The organism is Streptomyces sp. CAI-85 (genome assembly GCF_013363615.1).
GTDB classification, from domain to species: Bacteria; Actinomycetota; Actinomycetes; order Streptomycetales; family Streptomycetaceae; genus Streptomyces; species Streptomyces antibioticus_B.
In genome coordinates, this window is record NZ_JAANNX010000015.1 from 122,719 (window position 1) to 148,248 (window position 25,530).

General features: G+C 72.7%; 23 protein-coding genes. 7 read left to right on the top strand and 16 right to left on the bottom strand.

Annotated features, from left to right (window positions below; translation table 11 throughout):
* Window positions 1–38: 38 nt before the first annotated feature.
* The gene (locus tag G6W55_RS19315; RefSeq protein WP_175522098.1) at window positions 39–1,250 is read right to left on the bottom strand and encodes a DUF5685 family protein; all 1,212 of its coding nucleotides are present in this window, start codon (window positions 1,248–1,250) and stop codon (window positions 39–41) included.
* Between the two features lie 346 nt (window positions 1,251–1,596).
* On the opposite strand from G6W55_RS19315, the gene G6W55_RS19320 reads away from it, so the two are divergent.
* On the top strand, window positions 1,597–2,034 hold the full coding sequence (locus G6W55_RS19320) for a cell division protein SepF (RefSeq protein WP_030796367.1): 438 nt from the start codon (window positions 1,597–1,599) through the stop codon (window positions 2,032–2,034).
* A gap of 46 nt (window positions 2,035–2,080) precedes the next feature.
* On the opposite strand, the gene G6W55_RS19325 is transcribed toward G6W55_RS19320, so the two are convergent.
* Both G6W55_RS19325 and G6W55_RS19330 read right to left on the bottom strand, forming a co-directional pair.
* On the bottom strand, window positions 2,081–3,268 hold the full coding sequence (locus G6W55_RS19325; RefSeq protein ID WP_175522099.1) for an acyl-CoA dehydrogenase family protein: 1,188 nt from the start codon (window positions 3,266–3,268) through the stop codon (window positions 2,081–2,083).
* Window positions 3,269–3,626: 358 nt separating this feature from the next.
* Window positions 3,627–5,252: an MFS transporter gene (locus G6W55_RS19330; protein ID WP_175522100.1), complete on the bottom strand. Its 1,626-nt coding sequence runs from the start codon at window positions 5,250–5,252 to the stop codon at window positions 3,627–3,629.
* 246 nt (window positions 5,253–5,498) lie between these two features.
* On the opposite strand from G6W55_RS19330, the gene G6W55_RS19335 reads away from it, so the two are divergent.
* The gene (locus G6W55_RS19335; RefSeq protein ID WP_175522101.1) at window positions 5,499–6,773 is read left to right on the top strand and encodes a mannosyltransferase family protein; all 1,275 of its coding nucleotides are present in this window, start codon (window positions 5,499–5,501) and stop codon (window positions 6,771–6,773) included.
* A gap of 226 nt (window positions 6,774–6,999) precedes the next feature.
* A complete protein-coding gene (locus G6W55_RS19340) occupies window positions 7,000–8,034 on the top strand; it encodes a phosphatase PAP2 family protein (protein ID WP_175522102.1) in 1,035 nt (344 codons plus the stop codon).
* A 145-nt stretch (window positions 8,035–8,179) separates the two neighbouring features.
* Here the strand turns inward: G6W55_RS19340 and G6W55_RS19345 are convergent, their stop codons facing one another.
* Entirely contained in the window at window positions 8,180–8,395 is a 216-nt protein-coding gene (locus tag G6W55_RS19345) for an I78 family peptidase inhibitor (RefSeq protein ID WP_175522103.1), read from the bottom strand.
* Window positions 8,396–8,715: 320 nt separating this feature from the next.
* Between G6W55_RS19345 and ctaD the strand changes: the two genes are divergently transcribed.
* Window positions 8,716–10,410, top strand: a complete 1,695-nt coding sequence (ctaD, locus tag G6W55_RS19350) for a cytochrome c oxidase subunit I (protein WP_175522104.1) — start codon at window positions 8,716–8,718, stop codon at window positions 10,408–10,410.
* A 59-nt stretch (window positions 10,411–10,469) separates the two neighbouring features.
* Here the strand turns inward: ctaD and G6W55_RS19355 are convergent, their stop codons facing one another.
* Window positions 10,470–11,156: a transglycosylase family protein gene (locus G6W55_RS19355; RefSeq protein ID WP_175522105.1), complete on the bottom strand. Its 687-nt coding sequence runs from the start codon at window positions 11,154–11,156 to the stop codon at window positions 10,470–10,472.
* Between the two features lie 518 nt (window positions 11,157–11,674).
* Here G6W55_RS19355 and G6W55_RS19360 point away from each other — a divergent pair.
* On the top strand, window positions 11,675–12,457 hold the full coding sequence (locus G6W55_RS19360; protein ID WP_175522106.1) for a hypothetical protein: 783 nt from the start codon (window positions 11,675–11,677) through the stop codon (window positions 12,455–12,457).
* Between the two features lie 143 nt (window positions 12,458–12,600).
* Entirely contained in the window at window positions 12,601–13,065 is a 465-nt protein-coding gene (locus tag G6W55_RS19365; protein WP_175522107.1) for a hypothetical protein, read from the top strand.
* 80 nt (window positions 13,066–13,145) lie between these two features.
* Here the strand turns inward: G6W55_RS19365 and der are convergent, their stop codons facing one another.
* From der to aroH, 5 genes are all read right to left on the bottom strand, one after another.
* Window positions 13,146–14,618 (bottom strand): ribosome biogenesis GTPase Der, encoded by a 1,473-nt coding sequence (gene der, locus G6W55_RS19370; protein ID WP_175522108.1) that lies wholly within the window; start codon window positions 14,616–14,618, stop codon window positions 13,146–13,148.
* Window positions 14,619–14,697: 79 nt separating this feature from the next.
* Window positions 14,698–15,348, bottom strand: coding sequence for a 1-acyl-sn-glycerol-3-phosphate acyltransferase (locus G6W55_RS19375; protein WP_175522109.1), 651 nt, complete (start codon window positions 15,346–15,348; stop codon window positions 14,698–14,700).
* Window positions 15,345–16,031: a (d)CMP kinase gene (cmk, locus tag G6W55_RS19380; RefSeq protein WP_030796401.1), complete on the bottom strand. Its 687-nt coding sequence runs from the start codon at window positions 16,029–16,031 to the stop codon at window positions 15,345–15,347. Before cmk ends, G6W55_RS19375 begins: the two co-directional genes overlap by 4 nt.
* Window positions 16,032–17,194: 1,163 nt before the next feature.
* The gene (locus G6W55_RS19385; RefSeq protein WP_085208173.1) at window positions 17,195–18,280 is read right to left on the bottom strand and encodes a prephenate dehydrogenase; all 1,086 of its coding nucleotides are present in this window, start codon (window positions 18,278–18,280) and stop codon (window positions 17,195–17,197) included.
* Window positions 18,277–18,639 (bottom strand): chorismate mutase, encoded by a 363-nt coding sequence (gene aroH, locus G6W55_RS19390; protein WP_175522110.1) that lies wholly within the window; start codon window positions 18,637–18,639, stop codon window positions 18,277–18,279. Before aroH ends, G6W55_RS19385 begins: the two co-directional genes overlap by 4 nt.
* A 159-nt stretch (window positions 18,640–18,798) precedes the next feature.
* Between aroH and G6W55_RS19395 the strand changes: the two genes are divergently transcribed.
* A complete protein-coding gene (locus G6W55_RS19395) occupies window positions 18,799–19,224 on the top strand; it encodes a Rieske (2Fe-2S) protein (RefSeq protein ID WP_175522111.1) in 426 nt (141 codons plus the stop codon).
* A gap of 15 nt (window positions 19,225–19,239) precedes the next feature.
* Here the strand turns inward: G6W55_RS19395 and G6W55_RS19400 are convergent, their stop codons facing one another.
* From G6W55_RS19400 to G6W55_RS19425, 6 genes are all read right to left on the bottom strand, one after another.
* A complete protein-coding gene (locus G6W55_RS19400; protein WP_175522112.1) occupies window positions 19,240–20,262 on the bottom strand; it encodes an ADP-ribosylglycohydrolase family protein in 1,023 nt (340 codons plus the stop codon).
* Window positions 20,259–20,981, bottom strand: a complete 723-nt coding sequence (locus tag G6W55_RS19405; RefSeq protein ID WP_175522113.1) for an NUDIX domain-containing protein — start codon at window positions 20,979–20,981, stop codon at window positions 20,259–20,261. The genes G6W55_RS19400 and G6W55_RS19405 overlap by 4 nt, the downstream gene beginning before the upstream one ends.
* Before the next feature lie 223 nt (window positions 20,982–21,204).
* Window positions 21,205–22,296 carry a pseudouridine synthase gene (locus tag G6W55_RS19410; RefSeq protein ID WP_085208169.1) on the bottom strand — a complete coding sequence of 364 codons (1,092 nt, stop codon included), beginning with the start codon at window positions 22,294–22,296 and terminating at the stop codon, window positions 21,205–21,207.
* Window positions 22,296–22,949, bottom strand: a complete 654-nt coding sequence (scpB, locus tag G6W55_RS19415) for an SMC-Scp complex subunit ScpB (RefSeq protein ID WP_030796416.1) — start codon at window positions 22,947–22,949, stop codon at window positions 22,296–22,298. The genes G6W55_RS19410 and scpB overlap by 1 nt, the downstream gene beginning before the upstream one ends.
* Window positions 22,946–23,980, bottom strand: coding sequence for a segregation/condensation protein A (locus tag G6W55_RS38760; protein ID WP_309243759.1), 1,035 nt, complete (start codon window positions 23,978–23,980; stop codon window positions 22,946–22,948). The genes scpB and G6W55_RS38760 overlap by 4 nt, the downstream gene beginning before the upstream one ends.
* Before the next feature lie 927 nt (window positions 23,981–24,907).
* Window positions 24,908–25,513, bottom strand: coding sequence for a hypothetical protein (locus tag G6W55_RS19425; RefSeq protein WP_175522115.1), 606 nt, complete (start codon window positions 25,511–25,513; stop codon window positions 24,908–24,910).
* Window positions 25,514–25,530: the final 17 nt, after the last annotated feature.

Consider the following 25,530-nt stretch of genomic DNA (forward strand, 5'->3'; position numbering starts at 1 on the left):
CAGGAGATACGGCCGCGGGCCGCCGATTGCTCACCGGGTCAGCACGAGCAGTCGCAGCAGCAGCCGTCGCAGCAGTCGCACCCGTCACAGCAGTTGCCGCACTCGCAGCAGTTGCCGTCGCAGTTGCAGCAGTCGCCGCACCAGCCTTCCCGCCTCCTGCGCGACCAGGGGCCCTCGTACTGGTCGGCGCAGCACACCTGGCAGGTGCAGAAGAGCCCGAGGGCGACGGCGCATCCGGCGAGCAGTCCGCGCCTGTCCCGGTGCGGCGGCTCGCCCCCGAAGGGGTTGCCGGGCATGCCGGGACCACCCGGCTGCTGCGGGTCGTGCGGGGCGTAGGGGCCGGTCGGGGGCCCGAAGGCGCCGTCGGGGCCGTGCGCGTGGCCGCAGGAGCGGGTGCCGAAGGCCCGGTCCACGGACCGTTCCAGCTCGTGCGCGAGCAGCAGATGCGCCAGGCGGCGGTCGGTGAACTCGACGTCCTTGAGCGCCAGCCGGATGCCGTGCAGGGCGTCGTCGGCGAGCCGCCGGGCCTCGGTGAGCGGGGTGCCGGTCGCGGTCAGCGGGTTCCAGGCGCCGGCGGCCGTGTCCGCCTCCCGGTCCTCGACGGCGTCCAGCAGATGGGCCAGCCGCCCGAAGAGCCGCCCCGCCTCGGCGAGCGGAACGGCGTTGCCGGGACGGCCCGCGAGGACAGCGGTGTGCGCGAACGCGGCGGCGGTGGCGGTCTCGGTGGGCTCGGTGACGGTCAGCAGCGAAGTGCCGGGCCCGGCCAGCGACTCGATGCCCACCTGCCGGTCCACGGCGTCGACCAGGATCGCGGTGTCGAAGCCCACGGCGGCCCCGCCGCGCTCCCCCGCCCTGCCCCAGCTCGCGGCCACCCGGCGGGCGGCGACGGCGACCGGACGGCGCCTCAGCAGCCCGTCGCCGTCGGCGACGTGGTCGCGGACCTTGGCGGAGGCCAGCACCAGCGAGACGGCGGCCGCGAGCCGGGCGCCCTCGCCCTGGGCGACGGAGGCGGTGCGCATCCCGCGCAACGGGCACGGTCCCGCCGTACGCCGCAGCCCGCCGGCCGTGGTCCGCTCGGTCTGAGCCTCCGTCAGCACCGAGATGAGCAGGCCGTCGTAGTTGGTGACGATCCGCGCGAACTGGCCGTGATCCCCGCGCAGCGCGAGACAGAGGCCGCACAGATGGGCCATCCACTGGGCCTTGAGACCCTCTCCGAGCCGGTGGGTACAGGGCCTGACGATTCCGAACACGACGATCCCCCGGGGTTCTACGATGGAAATGCGGGTAACCGCAAGCTGCTGTCACGTGCGCATGGCTGCCGCATCGTATCGACCGATCATCACCCCGGAACCGCCCGTCCTGTTCACCCGTACGCCCCGACCTTCACCCGTACGCCATGAAGAGTCATATTTCACTCTCAGTCAGCAGCCGTGCACGGTAGGACCCTTGGGGGACGCGGGCTCTCGACGTACGAGCCGTGCACCAGTACCGTCACAAACCCCCCGCGCGGCGTCTATCCACTTGGCGCGACATCCGCATCATGGACGACCATGGGGATGCGGAAAGCAGAAAAGACCGCTGTGAGAGGAGGCGTCCATGGGATCGGTGCGCAAGGCGAGTGCCTGGCTTGGCCTCGTCGACGACAACGATGACGAGCGTTACTACGACGACGACTACTCCGAGGGGACCGACTCCGGAGACGCGTGGGTGACCGACCCCCGTGTCAAGGTCGCCTCGGACACGGCCGAGGAGAAGGGCCGCCGGATCGGCACGGTCACCCCGGACAGCTTCCGGGACGCGCGGGCGATCGGCGAACTCTTCCGCGAGGGCGTGCCGGTCATCATGAACCTCACGGCCATGGAGGCCGCCGACGCCAAGCGCGTCGTCGACTTCGCGGCCGGGCTGATCTTCGGGCTGCGTGGTTCGATCGAGCGGGTCTCGACCCGGGTGTTCCTGCTGACCCCGTCCAACACGGAGATCGTCAGCGGCGATCCGGCGGCCCGCCGCTCGGACGGCTTCTTCAACCAGAGCTGAGGCAGGGCCGCTCGCCGGCCCTGCCCCGCTCCGGGGTGAGCGCGGGTCAGCGGAAGGCGTCGAGCCCGGTGAGCGCCTTGCCCAGCACGAGCTGGTGCATCTCGACGGTGCCCTCGTAGGTGAGCACGGACTCCAGGTTGGTCGCGTGCCGCATGACCGGGTACTCCAGCGAGATCCCGTTCGCCCCCAGGATCGTCCGCGCCGTACGGCAGATCTCGATGGCCTCCCGTACGTTGTTGAGCTTGCCGAAGCTGACCTGCTCGGGACGCAGGCGGCCGGCGTCCATGCGCCGCCCCAGATGGTGGGCGAGCAGAATCCCCTTGTGCAGTTCGACCGCCATGTCCGCCAGCTTGGCCTGGGTGAGCTGGAACCCTCCGATGGGCCGCCCGAACTGCTCGCGCGTCTTCGCGTAGTCGACGGCGGTCTCGAAACAGGCGCGCGCGGCCCCCATGGCGCCCCAGACGATCCCGTAGCGGGCGTGGTTCAGACAGCCGAGGGGGCCCTTGAGCCCGACGGCCTCGGGCAGCACGGCGTCGGCGGGCAGCCGTACGCCGTCCAGCACCAGTTCGCTGGTCACGCTGGCCCGCAGCGACCACTTGTGCTTGATCTCGGGCGCCGAGAAGCCGGGGGTGTCGGTGGGGACGACGAATCCCCGGACGCCCGCCTCGGTCCGCGCCCACACCACGGCGACACCGGCCACCGAGCCGTTGGTGATCCACATCTTGCGGCCGTCGAGCACCCAGTCCGTGCCGTCCCGCTTGGCGAAGCTGCGCATCCCGGCCGGGTCGGAGCCGTGGTCGGGCTCGGTCAGCCCGAAGCATCCGATGACCTCACCGGCGGCCATCGACGGCAGCCACCGCCGCTTCTGCTCCTCGCTGCCGAACCGGTGGATCGCGTACATGGCGAGCGAGCCCTGCACGGAGACCAGCGAGCGGATCCCGGAGTCGGCGGCCTCCAGCTCCAGACACGCGAGCCCGTACTGCACGGCGCTCGCCCCGGCGCACCCGTAGCCGCTGAGCGACATCCCGAGCGCCCCGATCCCGCCGAGTTCCCGGGCCAGCTCCCGGATGCCCGGCAGCTCCCCCTTCTCGTACCAGTCGGCGACGTACGGCAGCACACGGTCGGCCGCCCAGCTCCGCACGGTGTCACGGACCGCGAGGTCCTCCGGCTCCAGCAGATCGTCGATGCCGAGCGGATCGACGGGGTCGAACGGCGACTTCGGGGACGCGGACATGCGACAGCCTCCGGCGAAAACGAAAACTAGCACCGCTAGTCACGATGCCCACCCGACGTTACGACGCACCCCACGGGACGTCCAGTGCACCACGACGGGGGCGGCACGGAACATCCGGGTACACCACGGCACGGGGCCTCGGGACATCCGGGCACGCCCGGCACGGGGCCCACGGAACGCCGGCACGCCGCGGCGGTGCCTCGGAACTCCGGCGCACCATGGCGGGCGGGGCCGCTCCACGGCGCCACGGCAGGAGCCCGCAGGCCATCCGGGTACGCCACAGAACACTCCGGCGCGACACAGCAGGGGCCCGTAAAACCCCAGTGAGCCTCAGCGCCGGCCGCCTGTCGGCGGGAGCCTATGCCGAGACGCGGGTCTCCACGACCTCTCGGGGTGCGGGGAGGCCGAGCTCTCGTTCCGGCTCCGGGTCGGTCTTCGCCGTGGGGGGTTCGCAGACCATCACGCGGGGCAGCCGCAGCGCCATCAGCGCGCCGAGCAGCAGCAGCCCCGCGCTCACCAGCAGCGTGACATGCAGGCCGTGCACGAAGCACTCGCGGGCCGCCCGGCGCAGGGCCGCCCCGGCCGGGCCGCCGAGCTGTGCGGCGACCTCGTACGCCTCACCCAGCGAGTGCCCCGCCGAGGCCGACGCCGACGCCGGCACCCCGGGCACGGAGCTGAGTCCGGGCGCGTACGCCGCGTTCATGACGCTTCCGAGCAGGGCGATCCCGATACCGGCCCCGAGCTGGTACGAGGTCTCGCCGATCGCCGCCGCGCCGCCCGCCTGCTCCGGCGGGGCCTCGCTCAGCATCGACTCGTAGGCCGCGAAGAGCGTGGTCTCCAGGCCGAACCCGAGCAGCACGAAGCCGAGCAGCAGCAGGGTGGCGTTGTCCGCCTGGCCCATCGCGGTCAGCGTCAGCACCGCGAGGGCCGTGAGACAGAAACCGCCGCTCACCATCCGCCGGGGCCCGAAGCGGCGCAGCAGCTTGGCACCGGCCAGGCCCGCCGCCATCGCCGCGAAGGTCAGCGGCAGCAGCCGCAGACCGGTCTCCAGCGGAGAGAGACCCAGCACGAGCTGGAGATACTGCGCGGCGATCAGTTCGAGCCCGACCAGCGCCAGCATGGCGAGCACGATGCAGCCCACCGAGGTGCTGAACGCGGGCCGCGCGAACATCCGCAGATCCACCAGGGGGTACCTCCGCCGCCGCTGACGGCGCACGAACAGCACCAGCAGCACCGCCCCGACCGCCAGCGGCACCGCGGTGAAGACGTCCAGCTCACCGCCGCCCAGCCGCTTCACCCCGAGGACGACGGCGAACAGGCCGGCCGCCGCCATCAGCGCGCCGATCACGTCCCAGGGGCCGTCGACGGACCCGCGCGACTCCGGCAGGAGCAGCCGCCCCACCGGCAGGCTGACCAGCATCAGCGGGATGTTGACCAGGAAGACCGAACCCCACCAGAAGTGTTCGAGGAGGAAACCGCCGAGCAGCGGTCCGACCGCCGCGCCGACCGCGGCGACCGCGCTCCAGATGCCGATGGCCAGCGCGCGTTCCCGCCGGTCGGGGAAGACGTGCCGCAGGATCGACAGCGTGGCCGGCATGATCATCGCACCGCCGACGCCGAGCAGCCCCCGCGCGGCGATCAGCACCTGGGCGTTCGGCGCGAAGGCCGCGAGCGCGGAGGCGACACCGAACAGCGCGTAGCCGAGCAGCAGGACTCTTCGGCGGCCGACGCGGTCGCCGAGCGTGCCGAAGAGGATCAGCAGGGCGGCGCAGACGAGTGGATAGGTGTCGACGATCCAGAGCAGCTCGATGGCGCCGGGTCGCAGGTCCTCGGTGACGGCGGGCACCGCGACATGCAGCACGGTCGCATCGACGGCGACCAGGAGCAGGCTGACGCAGAGCACCACGAGCACGACCCAGCGGTTGGCACCGGCCCCGGCCGCCCGACGGCGCAGCCCAGCGGCGGCCGTGGTCGTCCCGGACATGTACGTACCTCCCAGGTGTCCCTCGGTCCGGCGGGCTCACGGGGTGGGGACTCCCCGCGGCTCGGCCGGAGAGGAGCGGTGGTCTCCGGCCCGCGCAAACGAACACGAGTGGAACGCAGCGTACGCGAGTTCGCGCCACGGCCACGTGGCGGACCTCTCACACTCCACGGGGAACCCATGTGGCGTACGCCACTCGTTCCGGGCCGCCCGACGGGCCGCCGCGGGCCCCCGCCGATAATCGAGCCCGTGACCGATCTTGAGACCCGCGCCGCTCCGCCCGGCCGCCCGGCCCTGCGCCGCGCGGCCCCCGCCCTGCTGGCGTACGCAGCCGTGCGGGGCCTGGGCCTGCTCGCCCTCTTCGTGTGGAGCGCCGCCCGCGACAAGAGCGCGTTCACGCTGCTCACCGCCCGCTGGGACTCCCTCTGGTACACGAGGGTGGCCGAGCTCGGCTACGGCTACGAGGTCCGGCTGCCGAACGGCGACGTCCACTCCAATCTCGCCTTCTTCCCGCTGCTGCCGTGGCTGGAGCGGCTGCTGCACGCGGTGACCCCGCTGTCGTACGCCGGCGCGGGCTTCGTGGTCTCGCTGGTCGCCTCGTTCGCGGCGGCCTGGGGGATCTTCGCGGTCGCCGACCGGCTGTACGGCCGTAGGGCCGGGGTCTGCGCGGTCGCCGTGTGGGCGCTGCTGCCGGTCGGGATCGTGCAGTCCATGGCGTACAGCGAGTCGCTGTTCACGGCGCTGGCCGCCTGGTCGCTGTACGCGCTGCTCACCGGGCGCTGGGTGACCGCGGGTCTGCTCGCGTCGCTGGCCGGGCTGACCCGGCCGGTGGGGCTCGCGGTGGTCGCGGCGGTCTGGGCGACGGGGGCGGTGTCCGTCCTGCGGGAGCGGGGTGCGCTGCCGTCGGCCCCGTTCGGGCGCACCCGCAGCACGGCGCGCGCGTCCGGCGCGCGGACCTCCGTACACGCCCCCGGCGGGCCCGCAGAGGCCCGGCTCCCGCGCGAAGGAGAAGCCGACGGCGCTCGTCCGGCCGTGCGCGCCCTGGGCATGCTCCTCGCGCCCCTCGGCACCGCCGGGTACGTCCTGTGGGTCGGCCACCGGACCGGCGACGGCCCGCTCGGCTATCTCGACGTCCAGGCGGGGTGGCGCAACGGCTTCGACGGCGGGTACGCCTTCGCCCGCTTCGTCGCCGAGAAGTTCACGTCCTTCCCGTCCGCCCTGGCCGGTCTCGGCCTGACCGTCGGCGTCGCCCTGCTGCTGTGGCTGTACGCCGTCTGTGTGCGCGGCCGTCAGCCGCTCCCGCTGCTGGTGTACTCGGGCGCGGTCCTGGCGCTGGCGCTGTGCGCGTCGAGCTACTTCGGCTCGAAGCCGCGCCTGCTGCTGCCCGCCTTCCCGCTGCTGTTCCCGCTCGCCCTGGCCCTGGCCCGGCTGCGGACCTCCCGGGCGGTGCCGGTCGCGGCGGGGATCGCGGTGGCGTCGGCCGTCTACGGGGCGTGGTGGCTGAACGGCTCGGGGCCACCGTGACCCCGGCGTACGGCCGGGCAATTCAACCCGTGATTCTGGTGAACGAATTCCTACGCGCACTAAAACCAACCCCCCGAATGATCAAAGGAATTGAAGGGAAGGGTGTTCGAGCATTAGCGATTTCGCAGGAATTAACGCCCTTCTGAGAGCAATCCCACATCACATCGTCATCACAAAGCCGCGGAATCGGCCGGGTTCACAGCTCACTCGCTGTAACGTCGTTTAGGTGCGTACCGAACGAAACCTCACCCGTCTGGACCGGGTGTTCGCAAGGCTCGACCGTGAGCCGGAACGACCGGCCCACATCGATGTGCCGAAGATGAGCCGGCACCGGGTCGCGCTGTTCTCGGCGACCCTCGGCTTCTATCTCGCCATCGTGTGGCTCGTGGTGATCACCTCGTGGCTGGTCCGCCTCGACTGGCAGGTCATGTTCTTCCGGCCGTACCAGCAGTGGCCCGAGATCCACGCCTTCCTGGACTACTACGTGGTGCTCGGCCAGCGCGGCCCCACCGCGGTGATGGTCGCCGCCTGGCTGGGCTGGAGATCCTGGCGGCAGCACACCCTGCGCCCGCTGCTCACCCTGGGCGTCTCGCTGCTGCTGCTGAACCTGACCGTCGGCGCCGCGAAGATCGGCATGGGCCGTCTCGGACCGCACTACGCCACCACCATCGGCTCCAACGAGATGGGTCTGGGCGGCGATATATTCCCCAGCGGCCACACCGCCAACGCGGTCGTGACCTGGGGAATCCTGGCCTATCTGGCCTCCACCCCGAGAGCCCGCCGCTGGCTGTCCGCGCTCTCCGCGGTGGTCTCGCTGGGCGTCGGCCTCACCACCGTCTACCTCGGCACGCACTGGCTGAGCGACGTGGTCCTCGGCTGGGCCGCCGGTCTGCTGATCCTGCTGGCGCTGCCCTGGTGCGAGCCGCTGATCGCCCGCGCCGAGGCCCGGATCCTCGACCTGCGCGACCGGCTGCGCGACCGCGGCCGCGGCACGTTCCCGGCACCCGTCCCGGTCGCCGTCCCGTTCCCGCCCCGCGGCGCGGTCCAGGACGAGACCACGGCGGCCCGCGAGTCGCTCACCGCGGCCCGTCCGGCCCGCTCCCCCGTCTATCTCGCCCCGGGCCCGCACACCAGCCGTTCGGAGCGCAGCCCGGTCACCCCGGTCGGCAGCCGCCGGCCACCGCACCCCGACCGCCTGGCCCATCCCGACCGGCTGCCGCGCGGCACGGCCTCCACGGCCCGCCCGCTGACCGGCGGCTGACCTCCGGGAACGGCGGGACCACCGGTACGCACACACCAGGTCCCGCACCGCGAAGGCCCCGGCCCCGGCGTCTCTACGACGCCGGATGCCGGGGCCTTCGTCGTGCCTCCGTGCCCTGAGGTGCGCTCAGGTGTGCTGAGGCGTCCTAGCCCTTCCAGGCGCGGGCCACGCGCCCGTCCTGGACCTCCAGGTTCAGCCGCCCGAAGCGGTACTCCATGGTGACGATCGTCCCCGGCGCGAGCGAGCGGACCGTGGACCAGCCACGCTCCCGGGCGAGCCGCTCGGCCCGGTCGGCCTCCAGGCCGACATATCCGTCCGGACTGTCCTTCGGCTCCGCTGGCGGAGTGGGAATCGGTGCCATACCGCCACGCTAGGCGGCGGACCCCGGCCGGGGAACCCGGAACGGCGATGTGGATCACTCCGGTCACACTTCTGTCACAGGATCACGACACACGTTTCGGCCGGGACGACATCTTCGGACACCCCGTCGAGCGTCACACGGACAATCGGTTCCGAGCCGCTCCCGTAGTCCTTCCGCGCGTATTCGAACGTAATTCCCGCGTGTCGCCGGGCGCCCTCGATAAACCCGGCGGAAAGTGCCGGAGAACCCTCCCCGGCACCTGTTCCCGGATTCCGCAGGGGTCCGCGCGAGCTGACGGCCCATAGGAAATGAGCGAGGCGATGCGGACGGACACCGCGGCGGCGACCGCCCCACCCGCACCGGCCGGACGTCGGCACCGGGGCCGGGTGGTCGTCGACTGGCTGACCACCACCGACCACAAGAAGATCGGTCATCTGTACCTGATCACGTCGTTCGGGTTCTTCCTGATCGGCGGCGTGATGGCCCTGCTGATGCGGGCCGAGCTGGCCAGGCCCGGCCTCCAGATCCTGACCAACGAGCAGTTCAACCAGCTCTTCACGATGCACGGCACGATCATGCTGCTGCTGTTCGCGACGCCGTCCTTCGCGGGCTTCGCCAACGAGCTGATGCCGCTCCAGATCGGCGCCCCGGACGTCGCCTTCCCCCGGCTGAACATGCTCTCGTACTGGCTGTTCCTCTTCGGCGGGCTCATCGTGCTCGGCTCGCTGCTGACGCCGGGCGGCGCGGCGTCGTTCGGCTGGTTCGCCTACGCGCCGCTCAACAGCGCGCAGTACTCACCCGGGGTCGGCCCCGACCTGTGGATCATGGGGCTGGCGCTGGCCGGCTTCGGCACCATCCTGGGCGCGGTCAACTTCATCACCACGATCATCGGGATGCGCGCCCCCGGGATGACCATGTTCCGGATGCCGATCTTCGTCTGGAACACGCTCTTCACGTCGATCCTGATCCTGATGGCGTTCCCGGTGCTGGCGGCCGCGCTGCTGGTGCTGGAGGCGGACCGGCGGTTCGGCGCCCAGGTGTTCGACGCGGCGAGCGGCGGGGCGCTGCTGTGGCAGCACCTGTTCTGGTTCTTCGGGCATCCCGAGGTCTACATCATCGCGCTGCCGTTCTTCGGGATCATCACCGAGATCATCCCGGTCTTCAGCCGCAAGCCGATCTTCGGCTATCTCACCCTGGTCGGCGCGACGATGGCGATCACCGGCCTGTCGATCGTGGTGTGGGCGCACCACATGTTCGTCACGGGCGCGGTGCTGCTGCCGTACTTCTCGCTGATGAGCTTTCTGATCGCGGTGCCCACGGGCGTGAAGTTCTTCAACTGGACCGGCACCATGATCAAGGGCTCGATCTCCTTCGAGACGCCGATGCTGTGGGCGACGGGCTTCCTGGTGACGTTCCTGTTCGGCGGTCTGACCGGGGTGATCCTGGCGTCGCCGCCGATGGACTTCCACGTCTCCGACTCGTACTTCGTGGTGGCCCACTTCCACTACGTCGTCTTCGGCACGGTCGTCTTCGCGGTCTTCGGCGGTTTCCACTTCTGGTGGCCCAAGTTCACCGGGAAGCTGCTGGACGAACGGCTCGGCAAGGTCCACTTCTGGACGCTGTTCGTCGGCTTCCATCTCACGTTCCTGGTGCAGCACTGGCTGGGCGCCGAGGGCATGCCGCGCCGGTACGCCGACTATCTCGCCGCCGACGGCTTCACCGCGCTCAACACGGTCTCCACGATCGGCGCGTTCCTGCTCGGCATCTCCACCCTGCCGTTCCTCTACAACGTCTGGAAGACCGCCCGCTACGGCCGCAAGGTCGAGGTGGACGACCCCTGGGGCTACGGCCGTTCGCTGGAGTGGGCGACCTCCTGCCCGCCGCCGCGGCACAACTTCACCGCACTGCCCAGGATCCGCTCGGAGTCCCCCGCGTTCGACCTGCGCTATCCGGAGTTCGCGGCGCAGATCCCGCAGCCCGAGCCGGAGAAGCACCAGGCGGACCCGCCGACCTGAACGCCCCGCCCGGCGGGCACACCGGAGCGGGGCGTTACGGCGCCCCGAGAGGCGAGGGCTCAGAGCGCGAGGCGCTGGCCGGGCATGATCAGGTCGGGGTCGCCGCCGATGACGGCCTTGTTGGCGGCGTACAGGCGCTGCCAGGTGGTCCCGTGCCGGGCCGCGATGATGCTGAGGGTGTCGCCGGCGCGGACGGTGTAGTCACCGCGCGAGGCACCCCGGGAGGTGTTGGACGTCGTCCGCTCGGGCGCCTTCGACGGCGTGGACCGCCGGGCCGGCTTGGACGACTGCGCCTTCTGCGACTTCTGCGCCTTGGACGCGGTCGAGGCTCCGGACGCCGGTGCGCCGCCGGTCGCTCCGGCGCGTGCCGAGCAGGTGGGCCACGCGCCCCACCCCTGGGACTTCTGGACCTTCGTGGCGACGGCGATCTGCTCCGCCTTGCCGGCCTTGTCGGCGGTCGGCGCGTACGCGGTGCCGCCGTACGCCCTCCAGGTAGAGGCGGAGAACTGGAGTCCGCCGTAGTACCCGTTGCCGGTGTTGATGTGCCAGTTGCCGCCGCTCTCGCACTGGGCGATGCGGTCCCACACCCCGCTGTCGGCCGCCGCGGCGTTGCCGGTGGCGGCCAGCAGTCCGAGGGGGGCGAGCAGCGCCGCCCCGGCCAGGACCGCCGTCGTACGCGCCGTGCTGCCGGTGGCGCGCGTGGTCTCGCGGGTGCTTTCGCGGGTGGTATCGGCACATTCGGACATGTGGTTCCCTCTCTACGGACCCGGGTCTCCCCCAGGGCGGGGCGCTTCCCGCGGCTCGGCGCGGGTGTGGCGCTCCGTCCCCGTCCGCCGGCGATGGTGCTGCGCGCTGTCTGGCTCTGCGCGGCCGGCGGACGTTCCCGGGCGGTGCTCGCTGCACACGGCGGAGCAATCTAGGGAGCCTGACGAGCCGTTATCAACCAACTCCCCGTTGTCGCAGGTCAGTTGAGCGTTACCGCAGGTAACGAGCAATTTCCCTCGCCCACTTCATCCATGGATTTCCCGACTTGTCGGACCGTTCCGCGCTCGCCCTGTGAGTCAGCTCACGGGACCAACTCCCGTGACCTCCCCGTTACTTGACAAAGAGTGTCCGATTCCGCACCGATCGTGACCGACAGCGTTCGGCGGTTCGATTTCCTGGGGTGTGCAGCGTGACTCCCACCACAGCTCCCCCGTTGTGTCTGCATGAGCCGGGGACCCTCCCGGCCCCGCCACCGCCCCGCCTTCCGAGGGAGTCACCCGTGCCGCGCATGCTCGACGTCAGCGACGAGGTACGCGCCGAGATCGGCGACGAAGAAGCCAACCGGCTGCTCGCCGGAGACAACGCCCCGGGCAGTTACGACTGCACCTCCTGCCGCACCCCGGGCGACTCCGAGCACGAGCGCACCAGCACCGTCCTGTTCATCGGCGACGAGACCGCCGTCCTCGCCTTCGCCCACGCCACCTGTCTGCCCTCGCAGGTCGTCCAGGTGACGGAGGAGCAGCTCCAGGGCGCGGTCCGCTCCATCAGCGGCGACAGCGCCGACATGGCCCCGAACCAGGTCGCCCCGGAACAGGCCGTGCTCGGCGTGACCAGCGGACTGATCCTGATCGCCGGGGAGTTGCACCCGGCGCTGGTGGTCGAGCCGACCTCGCCGATCGTGCGCCCCGGCTCGGTCGGGATCGGCGACGACTTCCTGCCGCTCCTCATCGAGCAGGGCTTCATGCCGCTCAGCGAGCTGTCCGAGGTGCCGCCGGTGCAGCACGGCTGGTCCGTGCTGCTCGCGATGGGCCAGCTCCACGCCGTGCTCCAGCCCTCGGCGAACGGCGGTCAGCCGGTGGCCTGGTGGCAGGCCCACCAGCCGCTCCAGGTGACGGAGGGGTGGCGGGCGGCCGCCAACAAGCACCAGCAGGTCCTGATGTTCGCGGCGCCGGTCGGCTCGATCGGCCGCCAGCCCCGGGAGGACCTGCTGCGGGACGCGCTCGACAAGGCCGCCGCCAACGGCAAGCTGGTCGGCGCGGCGATGCCGCTCGCCGGTACCTGAGTCCGCGCCCGGGGCGGGGAACCGCGGATCGTACGCCGGGCGCGGCCGCCCCGGCCGGCCGCGCGGTTCCCCGCGCCCCCTTCGCGACGCCCGCCCCGCCGCCCGGCCGCATCCCTTTGCCGGGCGCGGTCGTTTGGACCTGTGTGCACACCTACGACGTTCCCCGCCGCCCGGCCCTCCCGTCGGTCCCCTCCGCGCGACCGGCCCAGGACCCCCAGGGCGGCCCATCGGCCACGCCGATCTACGACGCGCTCTACGCCGAGTACGTCAAGACCTTCCGTTCGCTGCCGGGCGACCGCAGCGGGGAGGACGATCTGGGGTTCACCGCGTTCGGCAGCATCCCGCAGAGCACGGGCTCGTACGGCGACCACCGGCCGGGGTCGTTCAGCCACTCCTACAGCGCCTACAGCGCGGGCGCGCAGAGCGCACGGCAGCAGTCGCAGTGGCAGCGCGTAGGACAGCTCGGCCAGATCGGCCAGCAGCACTCCCCCGCGCACGCCCAGGGACAGACGCAAAGCCCGTCCCACGCGCCCGCGCACACCCCGACGGCCATGGTGCCCGTCCCGGTCCCCGCGGCGCTGCCGCCGGGCACCCGCCGGGGCCTGTGAGCCCACGGCGGCCCCGGTCACGGCGAAGGGCGGCTCCCCTGCCGGGGAACCGCCCTTCGTCATGTCGTCCGCCCGCGCGGCTACTTCTTCTTGCCGCGCTTCTCGCGCACCCGCACCGAGATGTGGATCGGGGTGCCCTCGAAGCCGAACTCCTCGCGCAGCCGGCGCTCGATGAAGCGCCGGTAGCCCGCCTCGATGAAGCCGGAGGCGAAGAGCACGAACCGCGGCGGCTTGGTGCCCGCCTGGGTGCCGAAGAGGATGCGCGGCTGCTTGCCGCCCCGGATCGGGTGCGGGTGGGCGGCGACCAGCTCACCGAGGAAGGCGTTGAGCCGGCCCGTCGGCACCCGGGTCTCCCAGCCGGCCAGGGCGGTCTCGATCGCCGGGACCAGCTTCTCCATGTGGCGACCGGTGCGCGCCGAGACGTTCACCCGGGGCGCCCAGGCGACCTGGCCGAACTCGGTCTCGATCTCCCGCTCCAGGTAGTAGCGGCGCTCCTCGTCGAGGTTGTCCCACTTGTTGTAGGCGATGACCATGGCACGGCCCGCCTCGACGGCCATGGTGACGATCCGCTGGTCCTGCACGGAGATGGGCTCGGTGGCGTCGATCAGGATGACCGCCACCTCGGCCTTCTCGACGGCGGCCGCGGTGCGCAGCGAGGCGTAGTAGTCGGCGCCCTGCTGGAGGTGGACCCGCTTGCGGATACCGGCGGTGTCGACGAACTTCCAGGTGACGCCGCCGAGTTCGATCATCTCGTCGACCGGGTCGCGGGTGGTGCCGGCGATCTCGTTGACGACGACGCGCTCCTCGCCCGCCACCTTGTTGAGCAGCGAGGACTTGCCGACGTTCGGGCGGCCGATGAGGGCGATCCGGCGCGGGCCGCCGACCGCGGTGCCGAAGGTCTGCGCGGGGGCGTCCGGCAGCACGTCCAGGACGGCGTCCAGCATGTCGCCGGTGCCGCGGCCGTGCAGCGCGGAGACCGGGTGCGGCTCGCCGAGGCCAAGGGACCACAGATAGGCCGCGTCGGCCTCGCCGCTCGGGCCGTCGACCTTGTTGGCGGCCAGTACGACGGGCTTGCCGGCCTTGCGCAGCAGCCGTACGACCGCCTCGTCGGTGTCGGTGGCGCCGACCTTGGCGTCCACGACGAAGACGACCGCGTCGGCGGCCTCGATCGCGAACTCGGCCTGGGCGGCCACGGACGCGTCGATACCGAGGACGTCCTGCTCCCAGCCGCCGGTGTCGACGACCTTGAAGCGGCGGCCCGCCCACTCGGCCTCGTAGGTGACCCGGTCGCGGGTGACGCCCGGCTTGTCCTCGACGACCGCCTCACGGCGGCCGATGATCCGGTTGACCAGGGTCGACTTACCGACGTTGGGCCGGCCGACGACCGCGAGCACCGGGAGCGGACCGTGACCGGCCTCCTCGATGGCGCCCTCGACGTCCTCGACGTCGAAGCCCTCTTCCGCGGCGAGCTCCATGAACTCCGCGTACTCGGCGTCGCCAAGCGCCCCGTGGTCGTGCTCGGCAGCGCCCTCGGAGTGGTGGTCGTCGTTCATGAAGTCCGTACCTCGTTCATCGTGGTGATCGGTGGACGCCCGTTTTCCCCGGGTTGGTCCACTACTGATTCAGTGTCGCTCAGCGGCCGGTCAGGCGCCTGGCGTTTTCCAGATGGGCGGCGAGCTGCTTCTGGATGCGCTCGGTCGCCTCGTCCAGCGCCTTGCGGGTCCGCCGGCCGCTGCCGTCGCCCGCGTCGAAGGGGTCGCCGAAGACGACGTCGACGCGGGAGCGCAGCGGGGGCAGCGCCTTGATCAACCGTCCGCGCCGCTCGGAACTTCCCAGGACGGCGACCGGGACGATCGGGGCGCCGCTGCGCACCGCGAAGTAGGCGAGGCCCGCGCGCAGGGCGGCGAAGTCGCCCTCGCCCCGGGTGCCCTCCGGGAAGATGCCGAGCACCCCGCCGTTCTCCAGCACGCCGAGCGCGCGGGTGATCGCGGTGCGGTCGGCGCTGTGCCGGTCGACCTTGAGCTGGCCGATGCCGGTCAGGAACGGGTCGAGCGGGCCGACGAACGCCTCCTTCTTGATCAGGAAGTGCGTCGGCCGGGGCGCCACGCCCATGACCATCGGGCCGTCGATGTTGTGGGAGTGGTTGACGGCGAAGATCACCGGGCCGGTGGCGGGCACCCGCCAGGAGCCCAGCACCCGCGGCCTCCACAGCCCGTACATCAGGCCGACGCCGATGCGTCTGCCGACGTCGGCGCCCTTGACGGAGGGCGGCAGCTCGCTCACTTCGCGGCCCGCTTCTCCTCGACGAGGGTGACGACGCACTCGATGACCTGGGCCAGCGTCAGCTCGGTGGTGTCCACCTCGACGGCGTCGTCCGCCTTGGCGAGCGGGGAGGTCTTGCGGGAGGAGTCGGCCGCGTCCCGCTTGATCAGGGCCTCGCGGGTGGACTGCACGTCCGCGCCCTTCAGCTCACCGCTGCGGCGGGCGGCGCGGGCCTCCGGGGAGGCGGTGAGGAAGATCTTCAGATCGGCGTCGGGCAGCACGGTGGTGCCGATGTCGCGGCCCTCGACGACTATGCCGCGCTCGGCGGCGGTGGCCAGCGAGCGCTGGAGCTCGGTGATCCGGGTGCGCACCTCGGGGACCGCGCTGACCGCGCTGACCTGCGAGGTGACCTCCTGGGTGCGGATCGGGCCGGCCACGTCGACGCCGTCGACGGTGATCGTGGGCCCGGCCGGGTCGGTGCCGGAGACGATCTCCGGCTTGCCGGCGACGGCGGCGATCGCGGTGGGGTCCTCGATGTCGATGCCGTTGGTCACCATCCACCAGGTGATCGCGCGGTACTGGGCGCCGGTGTCCAGGTAGCTCAGCCCGAGCTGGGCGGCCACGGCCTTGGACGTGCTCGACTTGCCCGTGCCCGAGGGCCCGTCGATGGCGACAATCACGGGCTGGGCGGCGCCGTTTTCCACGGAGGGACACCTTCCTGGTGCGGGGTGGTGGGAGTACGGGGCCCAAACGTGCCCCACACAAGGTTACCGGCCACCGGTCCCCCTCCCGGCCGTGGTCCGACCCCATGGCCCGGACCCACGGTCCGCACCGCCACCGCCGGCCGCTCCACGGCCGCACCGGCCCACCAGGAGCCGCTCCACTGACGGTCCGGACCATTGCCCACCCGGACCACCGCCGACCGGTCCCCTCCCGGACCGAACCCCCACCGGCCCGGGCCACTGGCCCGCTGATCCACCGCCGGGCCGGTCCACAGCCGGGCCGGACCACCGCCAGCCGATCCACCGGCAAGCCAGCCCATTGGCCGGCCGAGCCGCCGCCAGCCGGTCTTCCTGGCAGACCGGACCACCGCCGCCCGTTCCCCCGGCGGGCCGGTCGGCTGCGAGGCCAGCCCATTGCCCGGCCGAGCCACCGCCGACCGGTCCCCTGCCGGACCGAACCACCACCGGCCCGGGCCACTGGCCCGCCGGTCCACCGCCGGGCCGGTCCACAGCCGGGCCCGACCACCGCCAGCCGATCCACCGGCAAGCCAGCCCATTTGGCCGGCCGAGCCGCCGCCAGCCGGTCTTCCCGGCAGACCGGACCACCGCCGCCCGTTCCCCCGGCGGGCCGGTCGGCTGCGAGGCCAGCCCATTGCCCGGCCGAGCCACCGCCGACCGGTCCCCTGCCGGACCGAACCACCACCGGCCCGGGCCACTGGCCCGCCGGTCCACCGCCGGGCCGGTCCACAGCCGGGCCCGACCACCGCCAGCCGATCCACCGGCAAGCCAGCCCATTTGGCCGGCCGAGCCGCCGCCAGCCGGTCTTCCCGGCAGACCGGACCACCGCCGCCCGTTCCCCCGGCGGGCCGGTCGGCTGCGAGGCCAGCCCATTGCCCGGCCGAGCCACCGCCGACCGGTCCCCTACCGGACCGAACCACCACCGGCCCGGGCCACTGGCCCGCTGATCCACCGCCGGTCCGGTCCACAGCCGGGCCGGACCACCGCCAGCCCCCGGTAGGCCACTCCACCGCAAGGCCGATCCACTGCCCGGCCGAGCCACCGACAGCCGGTCCCCTCCCCCCCCCCCGGCGGTCCGGGCCACTGGCCCGCTGAACCACCGCCTGGCGGACCACCGCCGGCCCGCCCTACTGGCGGATCGCCCAGCCCCGCTCCCGCAGGGACGCCGACAGGACCGGGGCCGACTTCGGTTCGACCATGAGTTGGACCAGGCCCGCCTGCTGGCCCGTCGCGTGCTCGATGCGGACGTCCTCGATGTTGACGCCCGCGCGGCCGGCGTCGGCGAAGATGCGGGCGAGCTGGCCCGGCTGGTCGTCGATGAGGACCGCGACGACCTCGTACACGCGCGGTGCGGCGCCGTGCTTGCCCGGGACGCGGACCTGGCCGGCGTTGCCGCGCCGCAGCACGTCCTCGATGCCGCTCGTGCCCTCGCGCCGTTTGACGTCGTCGGCGGACTGGAGCGCCCGCAGCGCCCGCACCGTCTCGTCCAGGTCGGCGGCGACGTCGGTGAGCAGGTCGGCGACCGGCCCGGGGTTCGCGGAGAGGATGTCGATCCACATCCGGGGGTCGGACGCGGCGATCCGGGTGACGTCCCGGATGCCCTGCCCGCACAGCCGTACGGCGGCCTCCTCGGCGTTCTCCAGACGGGCCGCGACCAGGCTGGACACCAGGTGGGGCATGTGGGAGACCAGGGCGACGGCGCGGTCGTGGGCGTCGGCGTCCATGACGACCGGCACGGCCCGGCAGTGCGAGACCAGCTCCAGCGCGAGGTTGAGCACCTCGGTGTCGGTGTCCCGGGTCGGGGTGAGCACCCAGGGGCGGCCCTCGAAGAGGTCACCGGTCGCGGCCAGCGGCCCGGACTTCTCCCGGCCGGACATCGGGTGGGTGCCGAGGTACGCCGACAGGTCCAGGCCGAGCGCCTCCAGCTCCCGGCGCGGCCCGCCCTTGACGCTGGCCACGTCGAGGTAGCCGCGGGCCACCCCCCGGCGCATCGCGTCCGCGAGGACGGCCGCCACATGGGCCGGCGGCGCGGCGATCACCGCGAGGTCGACCGGCCCGGCCGGCGCCTCGTCCGTGCCGGCGCCCAGCGCCGCGGCCGTACGGGCCTGCTCGGGGTCGTGGTCCTCCAGATGGACGACGACGCCCCGCTGGGCCAGCGCCAGGGCGGCGGACGTGCCGATGAGCCCGGTTCCGATGACGAGCGCGGTCCTCACTGGGCGATGTCCTTGCGCAGGGCGGCCGCGGCGCCGAGGTAGACATGGCTGATCTCGGCGCGGGTCCGCTCGGACTCGACGTGCGCGAGGATCCGCACCACCCGCGGCATGGCACCGGCGATGTCGAGTTCCTGCGCGCAGATCAGCGGGACGTCGACGATGCCCAGCTTGCGGGCGGCCGCCGCCGGGAAGTCGCTGTGCAGATCGGGCGTGGCCGTGAACCAGATGCTGATCAGGTCGTCCACACCGAGGGAGTTCCGCTCCAGGACCGCGGTGAGCAGCGCCCCGACCTGCTCGTCCATGTGCCCGGCCTCGTCGCGTTCGAGTTGGACGGCTCCCCGGACCGCTCGTACCGCCACGGCGCTGCTCCTTGTGCTGATGTACGACTGCTGGCGCATCCAGCCTAGTCAGCCCGCGCCAGGAGGCGTGCCCACAGACCGCCCGCTGAGACATGCCGTCTGTACGCTTTGGGAAGATTCTCCTGCTGTGGCACCACCTTCGACCCCCGGAGTGACGACATGACCCTCCACGCGACCCGGCGCACGGTTCTCCTCGCGACGGGCGGCGCGACCGCGGCGCTCGTCGCGGGCTGCGGCGACGGCGACTCCGGCGGCTCCGGCCAGGACCATGACTCGGGCGCCGCGAGCGCCTCCGCCGGCCAGGTGCTGGCGCGGACGTCGGAGATCCCGGTCGGCGGCGGCAAGATCTTCACGGCCGAGAAGATCGTCGTCACCCAGCCCGCCAAGGACGACTTCAAGGCGTTCTCCGCGGTCTGCACCCACGCGGGCTGCACGGTCGCCACGGTCGCCGACGGCACGATCAACTGCCCTTGCCACAAGAGCGAGTTCAAGATCGCCGACGGCTCGGTGGTGGCCGGTCCCGCGCCGAGTCCGCTGCCGGCCAGGGAGATCACCGTCGAGGGCGGCTCGATCACCCTGGCCTGACACCCGGGCGCCCGTTCACTGGTCCCAGAGCGCCCCGAGCGTCACCAGTTCCCCGTGGTACTCGATCCGGTCGGCCCACGCGGTCGGCCACGCCCCGGCACCGGCGTACGCGCCCGCGAAGGCGCCGGCCAGACAGGCGAGGGAGTCGGAGTCGCCCGAGGAGCAGGCGGCCCGGCGCAGCGCGGTGACCGGCTCGTCGGGGAAGAGCAGGAAGCACAGCAGACCGGTGGCCATGGCCTCCTCCGCGATCCAGCCCTCCCCGGTGGCGAGACAGGGGTCGTTCTCCGGCTCGGGCGCGCGCAGCGCGGCCTCCAGCCGGTCCAGCACCCCGAGGCACTCGTCCCAGCCGCGCGCGATGAAGTGCTCCGCGCTCGGGTCCTGGCCGCGGGTCCACAGGTCGCCGAGCCAGCGCTCGTGGTAGACGCGGCGGTTGTCCAGCGCGTACGTGCGCAGCAGCCCGACCAGTGCCGACGGCTCGGTGCCCTGCGCGAGCAGCCGTACGGCGTGGGCGGTGAGGTCGGAGGCGGCGAGCGCGGTGGGGTGGCCGTGGGTGAGGGCGGACTGGAGCTGGGCGGCCCCGGCCCGCTGTTCGTCGCCGAGTCCGGGCGCCAGGCCGACGGGGGCGACGCGCATGTTGGCGCCGCAGCCCTTGGAGCCGATCTGGCTGGCGTCCTGCCAGGCGAGCCGCTCGTCCTTGAGCAGGTTGCACGCGGTCAGACAGGTGCGGCCGGGGGCGCGGTTGTTCTCCGGTGACTGGTACCAGTCCACGAACTCCTCGCGCAGCGGCCGTACGAGGCGCGAGGGCACGAGCAGCCCCCGGTCCATGGCGGTGCGCAGGGCCCGCCCGACCGCGAGCGTCATCTGGGTGTCGTCGGAGACGAACGCGCGCGCCGGCAGCTCCATCTCCCGCCAGGGCCCGCACTTGGCGAGGATGGACGGCACGTCGTTGAACTCGGTCGGGAACCCCAGCGCGTCCCCCAGGGCCAGTCCGATCAGGGATCCGGTGGCGCGCTCGCCGGTGGCGGTCGTGACGGTCATACGGGGTGTCCTTCCCGGGGCGGGCGGAGCAGGGGCGGGTGGAGCGCGGTGGCGGTTCCCGCGCGGTAGAGGGCGGCGGGTTTGCCGCGGCCGCCGGTGAGCCGGGCGGTGCCCCCGGGGACGGGCTCGACGAAGCCCGGGGTGGCGAGGACCTTGCGGCGGAAATTGGGGCGGTCGAGCGCCGTCCCCCACACCGTCTCGTAGACCCGCTGGAGCTCGCCGAGGGTGAACTCGGGCGGGCAGAAGGCGGTGGCGAGGCAGGTGTACTCCAGCTTGGCCCCGACCCGGTCGTGGGCGTCCGCCAGGATCCGGTCGTGGTCGAAGGCGAGCGGGCCCGCGCTGTCGTACGGCAGCCAGCGGGCCTGGGCCGCGTCGCCGCCGCCGACCGGTTCGGGGCCGTGCGGCAGCAGCGCGGCGAAGGCGACGGAGACGACCCGCATCCGGGGGTCGCGGCCGGGCTCGCTGTAGGTGCGCAGTTGCTCCAGGTGCAGCCCGGAGACGTCGGCGAGGCCGGTCTCCTCGGCGAGTTCCCGCCGGGCGGCGCTCTCGGCGGACTCGTCGGGCAGCACGAAGCCCCCGGGCAGCGCCCACTGTCCGGCGTACGGCTCCTGCCCCCGCTCGACGAGCAGCACGTGCAGCACGCCCGCGCGCAGGGTGAGCACGGCGAGGTCGACGGTGACGGCGAAGGGCTCGTGGGCGTACTTGTCGTAGCCCTCCATCGGAGAATCGCCTCCTTCGGGCGCCACTGTCGGCGCAATTAAGAGTCGCCACGACTATAAAGCGCGGGCCGAGTCCCCACAAGCCCCTGTGCGCCGCTATGAGCCCCTGGGCCGGGAACGGGGACGGCCGGTACCGGAAAACCCGGTACCGGCCGTCCCGACCCCGCTGGAGGCGCTCCTGGCACTCCTGGCGCTCTTGGCGCTCTTGGCGCTCTTGGCGCTCCTAGAGGTCGACCTCCTTCATCAGCATGCCGACCTCGGTGTTGGACAGCCGCCGCAGCCAGCCCGACTTCTGGTCGCCCAGGGTGATCGGGCCGAAGGCGACCCGCACCAGCTTGTCGACCGGGAAACCGGCCTCGGCCAGCATCCGGCGCACGATGTGCTTGCGGCCCTCGTGGAGGGTGACCTCGACGAGGTAGTTCTTGCCGGTCTGCTCGACGACCCGGAAGTGGTCCGCGCGCGCGTAGCCGTCCTCGAGCTGGATGCCGTCCTTGAGCTGCTTGCCCAGGTCGCGCGGGATCGGGCCGACGATGTGCGCGAGGTAGGTCTTCTTCACGCCGTACTTGGGGTGCGTGAGGCGGTGGGCCAGCTCGCCGTGGTTGGTGAGCAGGATGACGCCCTCGGTCTCGGTGTCCAGCCGGCCGACGTGGAAGAGCCGGGTCTCACGGTTGGTGACGTAGTCCCCCAGGCACTGCCGGCCCTCGGGGTCCTCCATCGTCGAGACGACACCGGCGGGCTTGTTCAGCGAGAAGAACTGGTACGACTGCGTGGCGACGGTCAGACCGTCGACCTTGACCTCGTCGCGTTCGGGGTCGACCCGCTTGCCCTGCTCCAGGACGATCTCGCCGTTGACCTCGACCCTGGCCTGCTCGATCAGCTCCTCGCAGGCGCGCCGGGAGCCGTAGCCCGCGCGCGCGAGGACCTTCTGGAGCCGCTCGCCCTCCTGCTCGGCGCCGGGGAAGGTCTTGGGCAGCTTCACGTCCTTCTTGCCGGCGTACCGCTCGCGGTTGCGCTCCTCGGCCCGGGTGTCGAACTCACGGGAGCGCGCGGGGGCCGTACGGCCGCGCCCGCCGCCCTGGGACTGCTTGGGGCCGCCCTTGGCGCCACCGCGCGCGGAGCCGCCGCGGCCGGACTTGGGGCCGTCCGGGGACGCGCCGGGGCCCACGTCGTAGCGGCGCTCCTCCGGGCGGGGCTTGCGGGGACGGCCCTGACCCTGGCCCTGGCCCTGCTTCTGGTCCCTGCCGTTCCCGGCCCCGCGGTAATTACCGCGCCCGCCGCTCTTGCCGCTTCCGCTACCGCTGCCACTGCTTCGCATCAAAGTTCCGTCGTCGTCGTGTTGGGCATGGTCGCCCCGGGACCGTCGTCCTCGTCCGGGGCGTCCGGATCGAACGACGGTACGGCTTCCTGGGTCTCGGCCTCGATCGCCTCCGCCTCCGGGAGGAAGGGCGCGAGCTCCGGGAGCTCGTCCAGACCGCGCAGGCCCATCCGCTCCAGGAAGTAGTTCGTCGTCCTGTACAGGATCGCACCTGATTCGGGTTCCGTGCCCGCCTCCTCGACCAGTCCGCGCTGGAGCAGGGTGCGCATGACCCCGTCGCAGTTGACTCCGCGCACCGCCGAGACCCTGCTGCGGCTGACCGGCTGCCGGTAGGCGACGACGGCCAGCGTCTCCAGGGCCGCCTGGGTGAGCCGGGCCTGCTGCCCGTCCAGCACGAACCGTTCGACGGCACGCGCGTACCCGGCCCGGGTGTAGAAACGCCAGCCCCCGGCGACGAAACGCAGCTCGAAGCCGCGGCCCTGCGCGGTGTACTCGTCGGCCAGTTCCCGCAGCGCGTCCCCGATCTGACGCCGGGGCCGCTCCAGGATCTTGGCGAGGTGCTCCTCGGTCGCGGGTTCGTCCACGACCATGAGAACGGCTTCGAGGGCGGGCTTGAGATCGAGCGCGGCGACGGTCTCCTCACTGCTGCTCACGGCTTCTTCTCCTTCTCGGGCTCTTCGGGCGGCCGGTCGAACTCGTCGGTGACCACCGGGGTCTCGCCGCTCTCCCCGCCGGTCCAGCGCACCAGCAGCTCCCCGAGCGCGGTCTCCTGGTCCAGGGCGACCGCCTTCTCCCGGTACAGCTCCAGCAGCGCCAGGAACCGGGCGACGACGGTGAGGGTGTCGTCGGTGTCCGCCACCAGCGCCCGGAAGCTGGCCTCGCCCAGCTCCCGCAGCCGCGCGATCACGAACACGGCCTGCTCCTGCACGCTGACCAGCGGCGCGTGGATGTGGTCGACGTACACCTGCGGTTTGGGCCGGGGCTGCATCGCCTTGACCGCGAGCCTTGCGAAGCCCTCCGGGCCGATGCTGATGACCACGTCGGGCAGCAGCTCGGCGTGATGCGGTTCGAGCCCGACGGTACGGGGGTAGCGGCGGGCCTCCACGTCGAGCCGGTGCGTGAAGATGTCGGCGACCTGCTTGTACGCCCGGTACTGGAGCAGCCGCGCGAACAACAGGTCACGCGCCTCCAGCAACGCGAGATCGGCCTCGTCCTCCACCTCGGCGGCCGGCAGCAGCCGAGCCGCCTTCAGATCGAGCAGCGTCGCGGCGACGACAAGAAACTCGGTCGTCTGATCCAGATCCCAGTCCGGCCCCATCGCCCGGATGTGCGCCATGAACTCATCGGTCACCTTGGACAACGCGACCTCGGTGACATCCAACTTGTGCTTGGAAATAAGCTGAAGCAACAGATCAAACGGCCCCTCAAAGTTCACCAACCGAACCTTGAACACCCCATCGGGCACATCAACGGCATTGCCCGCCGAGGCCGCCCCGGCTTCGGGGACCGGCCCGGATTCAGCAGCCAGGCCGGTGGCCCCCAGCGGCGGTGCGGACTCGCGGACCGACGCGGCGCCAGCGGCCGACCCCGCCTCGGGGCCCGGCGCGACGTCAGCGGCCGACTCGCTCTCGGGGCCCGGCCTGGCCCCAGCACCCGACTCGCCCCTGGAGACGGTCCCGGACACACCCCCCAGTCCAGCCTGATCGGCCCCGGGGGCCACTTCGGCCCCAGAGCGCGGCTCGGACACAGGGCCTGCCACGGACGTCGGACCGACTTCAGGGGCCACCCTGCCCTCGGCGACCAGACCGGCCCTGGCGGCCGACTCGGTCCCGGATGCCGGCCTGGCCTCGGCGCCCCGCTCAGGGGTCAGCCCAGTCCCAAAGCCCGACTCGGTCTCGGCGGCCAGCCCCCTGCCAGGGGCCGGCGCGGCCTCGCCAGCCAGATCGGCGTTGACCGCCAGCCCGGTCCCGGCTGCCGCCCCAGCCTCGGCGCCCCGCCCGACCTCAGGAACCAACCCAGTCCCAAAGCCCGGCTGGGCCCCAGCGACCGGCCCCATGCCAGCGGCCGACTCGGCCTCGGCAGCCAGATCGGCGTTGGCGGCCGGCTCGGCCCCGAGTGCCGCCCCGGCCTCGGTGCCCCGTCCGACCTTAGGAATCAGCCCAGTCTCGAAGACCGGCTGGGTCTCGGCGGCCGGCCCCATGCCAGGGGCCGACTCGGGGTCAACAGCCGGCTCGGGTGCAAGCGCCGCCCCTGCCTCGGCAGTCGGCCCCCCTTCGGGGAGCCTGCCGGGCTCAGGGACCGGTTCGGGCTCGGGGGCGGCCACCTTGCCCTCGGCCGCCGGTTCGGCGCCGGGGGCCGGCCCGGGCCCAGGGACCTGCGTGGTTCCACCCGCCGACTCGACCCCGGACTCGGTCTCGGCCGCAAGGCCGGTCTCGGGTGCCGGGTCGGCCCCTGCCGCCTGGCCCGCTTCGGGCGCCGGGTCCGTTTCCGGCGTCGGGTCAACGGCTGAGCCAGTTTCCGGAGGTGCCGTGCTCGGGCCCCGGCCCAAGGTGCGGCGGCGGGGGCCGGGGGTGGGGGTGTCGTTCGAGGTCATGGCCCTCGCAGGCTACCGCTACCGCCCGCGCAGCCGTCGTACGAGGATGCTGGCGTCCCCGCGGGTCTCCAGGTCGGCGAGGACCACGGCGACCGCCTCCCGGACGATCCGGCCCCGGTCCACGGCCAGGCCGTGCTCACCGCGGAGCACCAGCCGGGCGTGCTCCAGGTCCATCAGTTCCTCGGCGGAGACGTACACGGTGATCTTCTCGTCGTGCCGCTCACGGCCACTGGGCCGGCGGGCCGCGGCCCGGCCCCGCTTGCGCGACTGCCCCTCGGCGGAGGCGGCGGCGGAGGCAGAACCTTCCTGCGGCGGTACCCCCTGCCGGCGCGCGGAGCGGTCCGCGCCCCGGCTGCGGGACTCCGCGTCGCTCTGCTCCGCGTCGGCCGCCACATGCTCCGCGCCCTCGCCGTCCCCGGCCTGCGCGGGCACGGCCTGCGGCGCGTCCTCACCCGAGGCCGAGCCCTGGCCCGAGCCCGCGGCCGTCCCGTCGCTCTCGCCCGCCGGCGCCGGCACCCGGGCCTCGCCGTTGGCCTGGCGCCGGGGTGCGGACGGCTGAAGCGCCGTTCCCCCTGTCGTACGGAAGAGTTCGTCGGCCCCCGGCAGACTCACTCGGCGTGACACCGGGCGAGCACCTCCCT